Origin of the sequence: Brevibacterium moorei, from assembly GCF_024580735.1 — a bacterium.
Taxonomy (GTDB): domain Bacteria; phylum Actinomycetota; class Actinomycetes; order Actinomycetales; family Brevibacteriaceae; genus Brevibacterium; species Brevibacterium moorei.
This window is the reverse complement of record NZ_JANIJX010000005.1, coordinates 82,020-95,044: the sequence shown is the minus strand read 5'-3', so window position 1 is coordinate 95,044 and position 13,025 is coordinate 82,020. Positions and strand designations below refer to the sequence as shown.

The 13,025-nt window shown below is 67.8% G+C and carries 12 protein-coding genes; 3 read left to right on the top strand and 9 right to left on the bottom strand.

Annotation, left to right across the window (positions count from 1 at the left end):
- Nucleotides 1–7: 7 nt before the first annotated feature.
- On the bottom strand, nucleotides 8–967 hold the full coding sequence (nusA, locus tag NQ034_RS05265) for a transcription termination factor NusA (protein ID WP_257047452.1): 960 nt from the start codon (nucleotides 965–967) through the stop codon (nucleotides 8–10).
- 107 nt (nucleotides 968–1,074) lie between these two features.
- Nucleotides 1,075–1,590 carry a ribosome maturation factor RimP gene (gene rimP, locus NQ034_RS05260; RefSeq protein WP_257047450.1) on the bottom strand — a complete coding sequence of 172 codons (516 nt, stop codon included), beginning with the start codon at nucleotides 1,588–1,590 and terminating at the stop codon, nucleotides 1,075–1,077.
- Nucleotides 1,591–1,701: 111 nt separating this feature from the next.
- Here rimP and NQ034_RS05255 point away from each other — a divergent pair, with 111 nt between their 5' ends.
- Entirely contained in the window at nucleotides 1,702–2,673 is a 972-nt protein-coding gene (locus tag NQ034_RS05255; RefSeq protein WP_257047449.1) for a hypothetical protein, read from the top strand.
- A 4-nt stretch (nucleotides 2,674–2,677) separates the two neighbouring features.
- Nucleotides 2,678–3,697 carry an aminoglycoside phosphotransferase family protein gene (locus tag NQ034_RS05250; protein WP_257047447.1) on the top strand — a complete coding sequence of 340 codons (1,020 nt, stop codon included), beginning with the start codon at nucleotides 2,678–2,680 and terminating at the stop codon, nucleotides 3,695–3,697.
- Between the two features lie 2 nt (nucleotides 3,698–3,699).
- On the opposite strand, the gene NQ034_RS05245 is transcribed toward NQ034_RS05250, so the two are convergent.
- Complete coding sequence (locus NQ034_RS05245; protein WP_257047446.1) at nucleotides 3,700–4,503, bottom strand: TSUP family transporter; 804 nt, start codon at nucleotides 4,501–4,503, stop codon at nucleotides 3,700–3,702.
- Nucleotides 4,504–4,534: 31 nt separating this feature from the next.
- Complete coding sequence (locus tag NQ034_RS05240; protein WP_257047445.1) at nucleotides 4,535–6,352, bottom strand: proline--tRNA ligase; 1,818 nt, start codon at nucleotides 6,350–6,352, stop codon at nucleotides 4,535–4,537.
- Nucleotides 6,353–6,463: 111 nt separating this feature from the next.
- Here NQ034_RS05240 and NQ034_RS05235 point away from each other — a divergent pair, with 111 nt between their 5' ends.
- Nucleotides 6,464–6,856 (top strand): RNA-binding S4 domain-containing protein, encoded by a 393-nt coding sequence (locus NQ034_RS05235; RefSeq protein WP_257047443.1) that lies wholly within the window; start codon nucleotides 6,464–6,466, stop codon nucleotides 6,854–6,856.
- A 107-nt stretch (nucleotides 6,857–6,963) separates the two neighbouring features.
- On the opposite strand, the gene NQ034_RS05230 is transcribed toward NQ034_RS05235, so the two are convergent.
- From NQ034_RS05230 to dxr, 5 genes are all read right to left on the bottom strand, one after another.
- Nucleotides 6,964–7,965, bottom strand: a complete 1,002-nt coding sequence (locus NQ034_RS05230; protein ID WP_257047441.1) for a cytochrome b/b6 domain-containing protein — start codon at nucleotides 7,963–7,965, stop codon at nucleotides 6,964–6,966.
- Nucleotides 7,966–8,099: 134 nt separating this feature from the next.
- Nucleotides 8,100–9,026, bottom strand: a complete 927-nt coding sequence (locus NQ034_RS05225) for a GNAT family N-acetyltransferase (RefSeq protein ID WP_257047439.1) — start codon at nucleotides 9,024–9,026, stop codon at nucleotides 8,100–8,102.
- Nucleotides 9,023–10,174, bottom strand: a complete 1,152-nt coding sequence (gene ispG, locus NQ034_RS05220; RefSeq protein WP_257047438.1) for a flavodoxin-dependent (E)-4-hydroxy-3-methylbut-2-enyl-diphosphate synthase — start codon at nucleotides 10,172–10,174, stop codon at nucleotides 9,023–9,025. The genes NQ034_RS05225 and ispG overlap by 4 nt, the downstream gene beginning before the upstream one ends.
- A 42-nt stretch (nucleotides 10,175–10,216) precedes the next feature.
- Nucleotides 10,217–11,692: a M50 family metallopeptidase gene (locus NQ034_RS05215; protein WP_257047436.1), complete on the bottom strand. Its 1,476-nt coding sequence runs from the start codon at nucleotides 11,690–11,692 to the stop codon at nucleotides 10,217–10,219.
- A complete protein-coding gene (dxr, locus tag NQ034_RS05210) occupies nucleotides 11,689–12,915 on the bottom strand; it encodes a 1-deoxy-D-xylulose-5-phosphate reductoisomerase (RefSeq protein WP_257047434.1) in 1,227 nt (408 codons plus the stop codon). Before dxr ends, NQ034_RS05215 begins: the two co-directional genes overlap by 4 nt.
- Nucleotides 12,916–13,025 lie beyond the last annotated feature (110 nt).

Genomic DNA, 13,025 nt, shown 5'->3' with positions numbered 1-13,025 from the left:
GAGCCGTTCAGGCGGCTACGATGTCGATCTTCCAGCCGGTGAGCTTCGCCGCCAGGCGGGCGTTCTGGCCCTCCTTGCCGATCGCCAGGGACAACTGATCGCCCGGCACCGTGGCCCGCGCGGAACGTTCTGCCGCGTCGAGCACCTCGACCCGCTTGACCTTCGCAGGCGACAGCGCATTGGCGATCATCTTGCCGGGGTCCTCGTTGTAATCGACGATGTCGATCTTCTCATTGCCCAGATCGGCCATCACCGCGCGCACCCTGGCGCCCAGTTCGCCGATACACGCGCCCTTGGCGTTGACCCCTGCCTTCCTCGCGCGCACCGCCATCTTCGTGCGGTGGCCGGCCTCCCTGGCCAGGCTGACGATTTCGACCGTGCCGTCGGCGATCTCCGGAACCTCGTGCGCGAACAGCTTGCGCACGAGGTTCGGGTGGGTGCGCGAAAGGGAGACCGACGGCCCCTTCGTCCCCTTGTGGACGTCGACCACATAGGCGCGGATCCGGTCACCGTGCCGGTAGACCTCGCCGGGGACCTGTTCATGCGGGGGCAGAACGGCCTCCACATCGCCCAGCTGTACCTGGACCATGTGCGGATCGCGGCCCTGCTGGACGACTCCTGAGACCAGTTCGCCCTCCCGGCCCTTGAACACGCCCAGCACGTTCTCGTCCTCGACATCGCGCAGGCGCTGGTGGATGACGTTGCGGGCGGTCATCGCCGCGATCCGCCCGAAGCCCTCCGGAGTGTCGTCGAATTCGCCGATCGGCTCATCGTCGTCGTTGAACTCCACCGCCCAGATGGTGGCGGTGCCGGTCTTGGTGTCGAGTTCGGCGCGGGAATCCGGGTAGTAGCCCTCGGTCCGCTGATAGGCCATGAGCAGGGCCTGCTCGATGAGGTCGACGAGTGTGTCGAAGGGGATGTCGCGTTCGCGTTCGATCATGCGCAGAGCGCCGAGGTCGATGTCCATATCACTGCCTAACTTACCCGGCACCGGAGTTTCCGGCGTTCAATTGTCGATATTGAGCTGAGTGACCAGGATAGTTCCTCCCGGCCGTGGGCGCCAGGGCCCTGAGCCTACTTGAACTTCACCAGTACATGGGCCCCGTGGACGTCGCCCAGCGCCAAGCGCAGCGGATCCGGCACCTTCGGGCCCTTGCCCGGACGCAAATCCGTCCCTGCGCGCGCGCCGGTGAGCACGAGCGTCGCGGAACCCGCACCGTCGTCCTCCACCCCGGCCAGCTCACCGGTGTAGCGCTGCTCGGCCGTGTCCAGTTGGACGGTCCGCCCGATCACCCGGCGATAGTGTCGCGGTGTGGACAGCGGACGCTCGGCCCCCGGGGAGGACACCTGCAGGTCGTAGGGGCGGGCACCGAACAGCTCGAGTCCGTCGGTCAACTCCGAGACGATCCGTGTGGCGCGTTCCACGTCCGCGAACGAGGTGGGTTCGGCCTCCTCGGTATCCAGATCGACGACCACCTCGAGGGTGGGGCCGGGCCCGGCCGCGTGCACGGACACCTCTTCCAGGAACAATCCGGCCTCCGCCAGGGGGCCGGCGATCGCGCCCCGCACCACTTCCACGTCATCGGCCATGCCGGTACTCCTTGTTTCCGCTCGTCGCTTCACTCATCCACCGGGGCCACGGTTCCGGCCCGGGGACCAGCCTATCGGCAGGGCGGCCGGGCGCGCGTATAGGATGACGATATGCGCACGCCGACCCCCTCCTATGGACGCTCCTATGGACGCCGCTCCGTCCTCATGGGATTCACCGGCATCGCCGTTCTCGCCCTCACCGGCTGCGGCCTGCGCCTCGAACAGGGCCCGGTGCGCCCCACCCCCGGGCCCGCCGACACCGTCCGCAGCGCCATGGCAGAACTCCTGGCCCGTATCCAATCCTCCGGAGGCACCGCGCGCGCCGTCTCCCAGCTGCGCGCAGCACTCGGCCCGGCGCGGCCCACCACAGCAGCCACCGCCTCGGCTACCGGTGCGCTGCCCGCAGCGACCGGTCTGCGACAGACGGTCTCGGCCTTCTTCGACGGCTTGCCCGCCCTGGCCGAGGACGCCGCGATGCTCACCACCCTGGCCGATGTCGCGGTGGGCGCCGGCCTGACCGCAGCGGAGTTGCCCGGCCAGTCGGCCACCGTGATCGGCCGCCTGTTCGTCGCCCGGCAGGCCGCGGCACCTGCCACCGTGCCGAGTCCGGATGTGCAGAAGCACACAGAGGACGACCGGACGAAAGCACTGGCGGCCTTCGTCACCGCCTGTTATCAGGCCGGGGCCGGCTACACGCGGGTTGCCGTCGCAGCACCGACGGGCAGCGCCTACCGGACCTTTGCACGGGAGCGGATCGCGCAACTGAACACGGCCTCGGCACAGGGCAATGCGCTGCTGCGGGCTGCCGGGGGCGAGCCCGTGGCGAACCGCCCGGCCTGGTCATTCGACTCCGATCCACACGATGAGACCGGGGCCAGGACCATGGCCAGGGGGCTCGAGGACCTGCTGGCCGCGCGCATCGGGTCCCTGCTGCTGACCGGCGGCGCCCGCGACCTCGGCGTGGCGAACCTCTGGTACACCGGCTGGGCACGTGGAAGGGCCGGCGGCGTCCAGGCGGTCCGCTTCGACTACACCGGCCAAAACCCGGGTGCGCTGGCCCCGGCGAGCGGAAACGGGGAGTAAGGACGTGCAGGTCCCACAGGTGCTTTTGAACTCCGCCGCCGAGGCGATCGGCGGCGAGCGCGCCCATGCCTGGGCCGCAGCGCTGGACTATATGTACCTGGAGCTGATGGACCGGTGGCACTTCACCCCCGACCCCAAACCGGGTTCCCCCTGGGCCGGCGCGGAATCGATCGTCATCCCCGTGCTCAGTCAGGACAACTACAAGGCGGTCGTGCGAATCGCCGCACCCAATCGGAACAATCCACATGTGCACGAACAGGTCCTGCGCGCCCTCGAACTGTGGAACGGCCATGGGGCCGTGCGCATCATCTACCAGGACGCGACCTTCCGGGCCACGATGCAGGAGCGCCTGCGCACCCGGGTCAACCTGTCGACCGAGCCATTGGAGGCCGTCGCCCCGATCTGGGGTCAGCTGGCCAGGGCGCTCAAGGTGCCCGGACCCGCCGGCTTCGTACGGGTCCAGGACATCGCTGCGGGCTGGGATGCTAAATTCGACCAGGATCTGAACCTGCTGTCGTCATTCCCCGACTTCCACCCTGGTGATCGGGCGCTGCTGGACATGGCCAGGTCCTGGACCCGGTACCTGGCCGCCTCCGATGAGCAATGGCTGTTACACGCCGATCTGCACTACTACAACATCCTGGCGGGCAATCCGGACGCCCACGGAGTCGCCACCTGGAAGGCCATCGATCCACAGCCGCTGACCGGACCGACCGCCTACACCGTCGCGCCGATCCTGTGGAACCGTCTGTTCGAGCTACCGGGCGGCACTCCGGCCGGCCAGGCCAAGTGGTTGCGCGACTTCGGCGCCGATCTGTGCAGGCACGCCGACATCGAACCGAACTACGGCCTCGGGGCTGCGATCGCCAGGGAGGCGCAGAACATGTTCTGGTATCTGCACAGCGCCTACAACGGCACGCTGAAGTCCTTCGGCGACGCCGCCAGGTCGCTGTGGGTGATGCGCGCGCTGGCGGGAATGGACGTGGGCGGAGTCGATGCCCACTCCCTCAAGCGCCTGGGCTGAGCTCAGCCCTCGACAGTCACAAGGTTGGCCAGCAGCGGTGCGCCCAGCGTGATGATGAGCACCACCAGCACGACGATGAACACGATGCGCACGAAACCGGAGCCGAAGCGCAGGGCGGTGCGCGCTCCGATGATGCCGCCGGCCAGATTTCCCACCGCTACCGCCAACCCGGCCGCCCACACCACATGGCCGGCCGGCACGAAGAGCAGTAGGGCTCCCAGATTCGTCGCCAGGTTCATGATCTTGGCGCTGGCCGAGGCCTGCAGAAAGCTGAAGCCCAGCAGCGCCACCAGGCCGATGACCAGGAACGATCCGGTGCCGGGCCCCAGGGCGCCGTCGTAGACTCCCACCACCAGGCCCAGCAGCCAGCCCAGCGCGTGGTGGCGCTTGGAGCGCAGGCCGAAGCGCAGATGGGCCTCGGCGCCCATGGCCGGCTTGAGCAGGGTGAACACGCCCACGCCCAGCAGCACCAGCACGATGATCGGCTCGAAGGCGTCACCGGGGATGAGGGTGGCGATCTTCGCACCCACCACCGCCCCGGCCAGAGCGAACACCGCGCCGGGCACAGTGAGCGATTTATCGGGTTTGACCTTGCGCAGATAGGTCACGGTGCTGCCGGCGGTGCCGACGATCGAGCCGACCTTGTTCGTCGCCACCGCCTGGATGGGGCTCATCCCTGGGACCAATAACAGCACCGGCAGCTGGATCAGGCCCCCGCCGCCGACAACTGCATCGATCCACCCGGCCAGCAGACCACCGGCCACCAGGGCCACGATGATCCACGGGCCGAGTTCGACTGCGTTCATCCCGGTACGGCCTCCCTGCGCTTCGAATCGGTCAGTCGGCCAGCGTCGCCTTGGCGTAGCCTGCCGCGACGTGCGCCGCCAGGGCGTCTACGGCCTCGGCCACGGGCAGTTCGCGGGATTCCCCGGTGAACCGATCGCGCAATTCGACCAGTCCGTCCTTCAACCCGCGGCCGACCACCAGAATGGTCGGGATACCCAGCAGTTCGGCATCGCCGAACTTCATACCGGGACTCGTCTTGGGGCGGTCGTCGATGAGCACGGAGACCCCGCGGGTCTCCAGGTCCGCCGCCAGGGACTCAGCCGTGTCGAAGACCGAGGAGTCCTTGCCGGTGGCCACGATGTGAACGTCGGCCGGGGCCAGGTGCTGGGGCCACAGCAGGCCCTTGTCATCTGCGTATTCCTCCGCGATGCAGGCCATTACTCGGGTCACGCCGATACCGTAGGAGCCCATGGTCACGACCTGCGTTTTGCCGTTGACGTCGAGCACCTTGAGGTCGAGCGCCTCGGCGTACTTGCGGCCCAGCTTGAAGATCTGCCCGATCTCCACACCGCGTGCCAGCTCGAGTTCCCCCGAGCCGTCGGGCGCCGGATCGCCGGGCCGGACCTCGGCGGCCTCGATGAAACCGTCGGCGCGGAAATCACGGCCGGCGACCAGATCGAACACGTGCCGGTTCGCGGCGTTCGCGCCGGTGATCCAGCGGGTGCCATCGACCACGCGCGGATCCAGCAGATAGCGCAGGCCGGTGGAACCCTCTGTGCCAAGCACCGGAGCGTCCAGGGTCAGACCCGGCCCGATGTAGCCCTTGACCAGGCCCGGATGCTGGGCCAGGTCCTCGGGTGTGGCGGCCTCGAGATCGACCTCACCGTCGCCCAACAGGCCGGTGCCGGCGGCACGGCCGAAGTCGACCTCGCGATCGCCGGGCAGGCCGATGACGATGACCTCGCGGGTGCCGTCGGGGTGGATCACGGTCGCCACGACGTTCTTGAGCGTATCTGCGGCGGTCCATGCCCGGTCGGCTCGTGGATGCGCGGCGTTCGCGGCATCGACCAGTGTCTGGATCGTGGGGGTGTCGGGGGTGTCCTCGACGTGTGCGGCGGGCAGTCCGTCGAACGGGATCGGCTCGGGGACCACCGTGGTGACGGCCTCGACATTGGCGGCGTAGCCGGCTGCGGTGCGGACGTAGGTGTCCTCGCCGACCTCCGATGGGTAGAGGAACTCGTGGGTGCCGGAGCCGCCCATCGCGCCGGGGGTCGCCTCGACCATCACATAGGGCAGGCCCAGACGGGTGAAGACGCGGACATAGGCCTCGCGCATCTTCTCGTACTGGACGTCCAGGCCGGCGTCGTCCACGTCGAAGGAGTAGGCGTCCTTCATGATGAACTCGCGTCCGCGCAGCAGGCCGGCGCGCGGGCGGGCCTCATCACGGTACTTCGTCTGGATCTGGAACAGGTTCGCCGGCAGGTCCTTGTACGAGGAGTACAGGTCCTTGACCAGCAGGGTGAACATCTCCTCATGTGTGGGGGCCAGCAGGTAGTCGGCCTTCTTGCGGTCCTGCAGGCGGAAGATACCCTCGCCGAAGGCGGCCCAGCGCCCGGACTTCTCATAGGGTTCGGCCGGCAGCAGGGCGGGGAAGTGGACTTCCTGGGAACCGGCCCTGGTCATCTCCTGCCGGACGATCTCCTCGATCTTGCCCAGCACGGCCAGGCCCAGCGGCAGCCAGGTGTAGACACCGGGGGCGGCGCGGCGGATGTAGGACGCGCGGTGCAGCAGCTTGTGACTCTTGACCTCCGCGTCAGCCGGGTCCTCCTTCAGGGTACGCACGAACAGCGAGGACATCCGCATGGGCATGGTGGTCTCTCCTTGGAAAACGTGGGGCGCGCGGTGAGTCCGGCGCGCAGATTGCAACCCTCATGAGATTATCATTGCGCCGGGCCCGCGGTGGTGCCCTACAGTGGTCCCATGCCAGAACTGAACTTCGATCCGGCCACCACCCAGCGCATCGACCTGTGGCTGTGGTGCGTGCGCATCTGCAAGACCAGGTCGGCGGCGCAGGCGGCCCTGAAGTCAGGCCATGTGCAGATCGACGGAGTGAAGGTCAAGCCCGCGCAGAAGGTCAGGATCGGCCAGGAGGTCAGGGTCAGGCGTCCCGGGGCGGAACGCGTCCTGGTGGTCCAGGGGTTCCTCGATACGCGGGGCCCCGCGCCCATGGCGCAGGCCTGCTATCTGGACCACTCCCCCACGCCCAGTCCGCTACTGCGCGCGGCCCTGCCCAAACGCGATCCGGGCACGGGCCGGCCCACGAAGAAGGACCGGCGGGAACTCGACCGCCTGCGCGGCCGCGACAGTCACTGACCTCCCGAGCGCAGAGTTCCACTACTTAACGAAATGACGATTTCTGCCTGAAATCACCGATATATCAACAATTCGTCAAGTAGTGGAACTACACAGGAGAGGACGGGTCAGCGGGAGGACTTGCCGAACAGGTTGGCGATCGGCGTGAGGAACATGGGCCGCAGCAGGAACCAGCCGGCCACCAGCACCACGATCGAGATCGCGAACATCAGGAAGCCGAACCATGTCGCGGTGATATCCGGGGAACCGCCGTACATATGGGTGATATTGCCCATCAGGCTGGCGAACCAGCCGTGCTGTTCCCGCAGACCGGCGACCAGGCCGCCGACGAAGACCAGGAAGACGTGGATGCAGATGAAGATGACGAAGTAGAGCATCGTCGGGAAGTGCAGCGCACGGGCGTACTCGACCTTGAAGACCTTGTTGATCTTCCATTCGTTCTTCCACGCATTCGACATCCGCAGGCCCGTGATGAGCGAGACCGGAGCGGCGATGAAGACCGTGACGAAGTAGGCCAGGACCTGCAGGGCGTTGTAGTTCGTCCAGCCCATTTCGGTCGGCCAGTTCATCGAGGCGTACTGCAGGGCGGTGGAGATCGCATTGGGGAAGATGTCCCAACTGGCGGGCACGATGCGGCGCCACTGGCCGGTGGCGAAGAGCATGATGAAGAACACCAGGCCGTTGAGGAACCACAGGAAGTCCATGGTGAAGTGGGTCCACAGGTTCAGGGTGATCTTCTTCGGGGCGCCCTTGGTCTTGATCAGGCCCTTGTTGTTGCGTGTCCAGTGCCCCTTGGGGTTGGGGTTGTTGCGCACGTCGAGCCCGGTCCTGATGATCGTGAGCATGAAGAACATGTTCAGGAAGTGTTGCCAGGACAACCAGGCGGGGATCCCATCGGCACCGCGGCGGACCTCATTGGCAGCGGACTGACCGGGGAACTTCTCGATGAAGGCCTGCACCCCGTCGAAGGTTCGCAGCCAGATCGCCAGACCGACCAGGATCGCAAGGACGACGATGCCGCCCAGAGCGTAGAGTCCCGGTTTGATGAAGGGCTGGAAGTCGAAGCCCTTGGACTTCTTCTTTTTCTTCTTCTGCGTCGACGCTGCCATGAAGCCTTCCTTGGCACTAGTGGGGAGAATCCTGATCACACCATAGCCGCCAAATTGAACGAGCGTTAAGTAGGTGATGCTAAGTAGGCGCCCGAGTGCTCCGGACACACCCGTCAAGCATAACCGGGCCCGCATCACACGGCGAACCGTTCCGCTCCGGCGCCTCCTCGGTACATGACGGTCGCAAAGGTCCCGACCTGCCGGTAGCCGGCGTGGGCATAGGACTTCAGGGCCGGGATGTTATAGGAATTCGCGTACAGGGAGACCACCGGTGCGACCCGGCGCAGCACGTCCTGGGTCAGCGCCGCCATCGCCCCGGCAGCCACCCCGTGTCCACGCGCGGCAGGAGCCACCCACACCCCCTGGACCTGCACAGAGTCCGGCGAGCGCAGTCCCAGGTCGGCCTTGAACAGGATTCGCTGGCCGCCGCTGCCATCCGGTTCGGTGATGACGTAGGTGGAGCCGGCCGCCAGCAGGCCGGCCACCCGGTCGCGGTAGCCACTCGCCCCGCCCTCCAGGGGGCTGAAGCCCAGTTCCTCCTCGAACATGGCGACCGAGGCGGGGAAGACCAGGGGCAGATCGGCCGGGCGGGCCAAGCGCAGGCGGGCGTCCGCTGCGACATCGGGGGCTGCGATCGCGGCCAACAGCGGTTGGTCCGGGCGCACCCCGCGGGGCTCGCCCCAGCCGGTGCGGCCGGCCAGGTCGAGGACCGCACCGGCCGCGCCGATGATCGACACCGCGGCCCTGCGCCGGGCCGCCAGCACCGGGGCGATGGCGGCATTCGACTCCGGGGTCGCACGGACCGGCACGATGGTACCGCCGAGCCAGTACGCCGAGCACAGCCGGCCTGCGCGGAAGTATCCGTAGAGGGTGCCCGTCATCGCCTGCGTCAGATTGCGCCCGTGAACGGCCAGCAGCTGCGACAGGTAGCAGTGTTCGGCAGGAGCGGCCGCCACCGCCTCGCGCAACCAGCCCAGGTGGATGGGTTCCAGCCGACGGATATAGCCGTCGGGGTCCCCGCCGCCTGCTGGTTGCCCGGTCCGCACAGAATGGAAGCTCACTGTGCGACGACGACTTCCGGGTGCCCCGCCGGGGCACCGGACTCATCGGCGATGCGCATCGCCTCTTCGATGAGGGTTTCGACGATCTGGGATTCCGGCACCGTTTTGACGACCTGGCCCTTGACGAAGATCTGTCCCTTGCCGTTGCCACTGGCCACGCCCAGGTCCGCCTCGCGCGCTTCGCCGGGGCCGTTGACCACGCAGCCCATCACGGCCACGCGCAGCGGCACCTCCATGCCCTCGAGTCCCGCTGTGACCTTCTCGGCCAGGCTGTAGACGTCGACCTGGGCCCTCCCGCAGGACGGGCAGGAGACGATTTCGAGCTTGCGCGGGCGCAGATTGAGCGATTGCAGAATCTGTTCGGCGACCTTGACCTCTTCGACCGGGGGCGCGGACAGGGACACCCGGATGGTGTCGCCGATGCCGCGGCTCAGCAGCGCTCCGAAGGCGGTGGCCGATTTGATGGTGCCCTGGAAGGCGGGGCCCGCCTCGGTCACGCCCAGGTGCAGTGGCCAGTCCCCGCGTTCGGCCAGCATCTCGTAGGCGGCCACCATGACGACGGGGTCGTGGTGTTTCACGGAGATCTTGAAGTCGTGGAAGTCGTGCTCTTCGAACAACGAGGCCTCCCAGACGGCGGACTCCACCAGTGCCTCAGGGGTGGCCTTGCCGTACTTGGCCAGCAGCCGTTTGTCCAGGGATCCGGCGTTGACTCCGATCCGCAGGGATACGCCGTGGTCCTTGGCCGCCTGTGCGATCTCGCGGACCTGGTCGTCGAATTTGCGGATGTTGCCCGGGTTGACGCGGACCCCGGCACAGCCGGCTTCGATCGCCTTGAAGACGTATTTGGGCTGGAAGTGGATGTCGGCGATGACGGGGAGCTTGGACTTCGCGGCAATCGCGGTCAGCGCCTCGGCGTCGTCGGCGGTCGGGCAGGCCACGCGCACGATGTCGCAGCCGGCTGCCGTCAGCTGCGCGATCTGCTGCAGGGTGGCGTTGATGTCGGTGGTGGGTGTGGTGGTCATGGACTGGATGCTCACGGGGTAGTCCGATCCCACTCCCACGGCTCCCACGTGGATCTGCCGGGTGGGGCGCCGCGGGCGCAGCACCGGGGGCGGTGCCGCCGGCATTCCCAGATCGATCGAGGTCACTTCTGTTCCCTTCTAAGCTGTCTCGGTGAAAGTCTATGCCGCCTAGAGTCCCAGGCGGATCGGTTTGAAGATGTCGACGTAGACCAGCAGCACGGTCATGCACAGCATGAGGCCCGTGACCGCATAGGTCAGCGGCAGCAGTTTGGCTGTGTCGAACGGGCCGATCACACCCCGTCCGCGGCGCAGGTTGATCCGCCGCCGCGCCCCCTCATAGAGGGCCACGGCGATGTGCCCGCCGTCCAGGGGCAGCAGCGGCACCATGTTGAAGGCGAACAGGAACAGGTTGAGCCCGCCCAGCAGGTTCAGTCCCGTGAGGAATTTATCCGTGACGTCCAGGCGGTCCGAGGACACGATCTCGCCGGCCACCCGCCCCACGCCCACCATTCCCACGGGGCTGTTCTCATCGCGTTCGGCGTCGCCGAAGGCCACCTGGCCCACCGCCACCAGCCGCTGCGGCAGGTGGATGAGCGCGTCAAAGGTCTGGCCGATCAGCTGTCCCATCTGCCCGGGGAACTCGCCGACGGGGATGCCGCTGCGGTCCATGGTCGGCGAGATCCCCAGGAACCCCTCTTCGCGGGTCTCCGGCTTACCGTCCGCACCGGTCACCGGATGGCCGGATTCATCGGTGACGGCCTGTTCGCTGCGGATCACGGGGACGTCCAGGGTCTGCCTGGCGCCGTCGCGTTCGATCACAATGGGCACCGTGGTGCCGGCCGCCGCGCGGACCTGGGAGCCCAGGGCGGCCCAGTCCGAGGTGGCATGGCCGGCGATCGAGACGATCCGATCGCCCGGACGCAGGCCGACCTGCCAGGCCGGTGTCAGGGGGTCCGCTTTCGTGCAGGCCGCCTCGGCCCTGCCCTGCTTCGCCGCTTCGGCCTGCCGCTCCTGTGCCTGCGAGGCGGGCACCGCGCATTCAACGATGGTCTGCACCGTAGTCGTCGGCTGCAGGTTGGCGCCGATGCACACCAGCACGATGAACATGATGATGATTCCCAGGACCAGGTTGACGGCGGGTCCGGCGAACATCACGGCCAGGCGCTTGGGCACCGACAGGGCGTAGAAGGTCCGGTGTTCCTCCCCCGGCACTATGTCCTGGTTCGAATAGGCCCGGGCCTCGGCCATCGTCGTCTCGAAGGGTCGGCGCCGCCGCTGCCTCCCGCCGGGCTCCCCCTGCGCGGATGGGCCCTGCGTGGCTGCGACACCCGCCGGCTGTTCCACCAGAGCGTGCGGGGCGACAGGCGCCAGGGCGTCCTCGCCGATCCGCGTATTCGTCCGATCCTTCGGCGGGTACATACCGGGCATCGCGATGAAGCCGCCCAGCGGCAGCAGTTTGACGCCGTACTCGGTTTCCCCGCGCCGGAATTTGAACAGGGTCGGGCCGAAGCCGATCATATAGTGGCTGACCTTGACTCCGAAGCGCTTGGCGAAGGTCAGGTGCCCCAGTTCGTGCAGCCCGATCGACAGGCCGACGCCCACCAGCAGGAGCAGGACGCCGAGAATGTAGAGCAGTGCCGTCATGCGCGCTCCACCCCCGGCTCGGGCTCACGGGCCACCGGTTCACGGGCTGCGATCCACCTGCCGATCGTGGCACGGGCCCAGGCGTCCGCGGCGCCGATCGCGGCCCTGGTGAAATCCGCCGCCGGAGTGTGGGCCTGCAGGGCGTATGCCAGACCCGTGGGGATATCGGTGAAGCGGATCCGGCCGGCGTGGAAGGCCGCGACGAGTTCCTCATTGGCCGCGTTGAGCGCAGCGGGATAGGTGGTGCCGCGCCGCCCGGCCTCGACCACCAGGTCCAGAGCGGGGAACGCCCGCCGGTCGACGGGTGCGAAGTCCCAGGTCACAGGCCTGTTCCAGGCGTTTCCGGCCGCTACCCGGGGCAGGCGGGCGCCGCGGGCCAGGGCATAGGCGATCGGCAGGCGCATATCCGGTGGGGAGAGCTGGGCGATCGTCGCGCCATCACGGAATTCGACCATCGAGTGGATCTGCGACTGGGGGTGGACGACGACCTCGATGTCCTCGAAGGGCACGCCGAAGAGCAGATGCGCCTCGATCACCTCGAGGCCCTTGTTGACCAGGGTCGCGGAGTTCGTCGTGATGACGGTGCCCATCTGCCAGGTCGGATGCGCCAGCGCCTGGCCCGGGGTGACCGTGGCCAGCTCGGCCGCGGACATGCCGCGAAACGGCCCGCCCGAGGCGGTGACGACCAGGCGGGCGACCTCGCCGTGGGTGCCGGCGCGCAGGGCCTGGGCGATCGCGGAGTGCTCCGAGTCGACGGCCAGCAGCCGGGCGCCGGTGGCCCTGGCGGCCTCGAGCACCAGGGTCCCTCCCATGATGAGTGATTCCTTGTTCGCCAGGGCCACGTCGGTTCCGTGGTCCAGGGCGGCGAAGGTGGCCGAGAGGCCGGCGGCCCCGGTGATCGCGTTGAGCACCAGATCGGCCGGAGTTCCCGCCAGCTCGGCCGCGGCCCGCGGGCCGAGCAGGATCCGGGTGACGGGGTCGGGCCGGCCGAGTTCGGCCCCGGCGCGGGCGAGTGCCTCGCGCACGGCTCCGAGGGCAAAGACGTGGGCCAGGGCCAGGGTTTCCACGCCGAACTCTACTGCGGCGTGCGCCGCAGCGGTCAGGTTCGAACCGGCCGCCAGGCCCGTCAGCCGGAAGTTTTCCGGGTGGGTGCGGACCACATCCTGGGCCTGTGTGCCAATGGAACCGGTGGCTCCTAGTAGGATCAGTGTTTGGGCAGTCACATTGACCGATCCTGCCAAACGATTCTGAAACAACGTCGTGAAGTCGGACCGGACTGCCCGGAAACGCGCAACCGGTTACTCTCCCCTCGGCAACCGCATGCCAGTCGGCA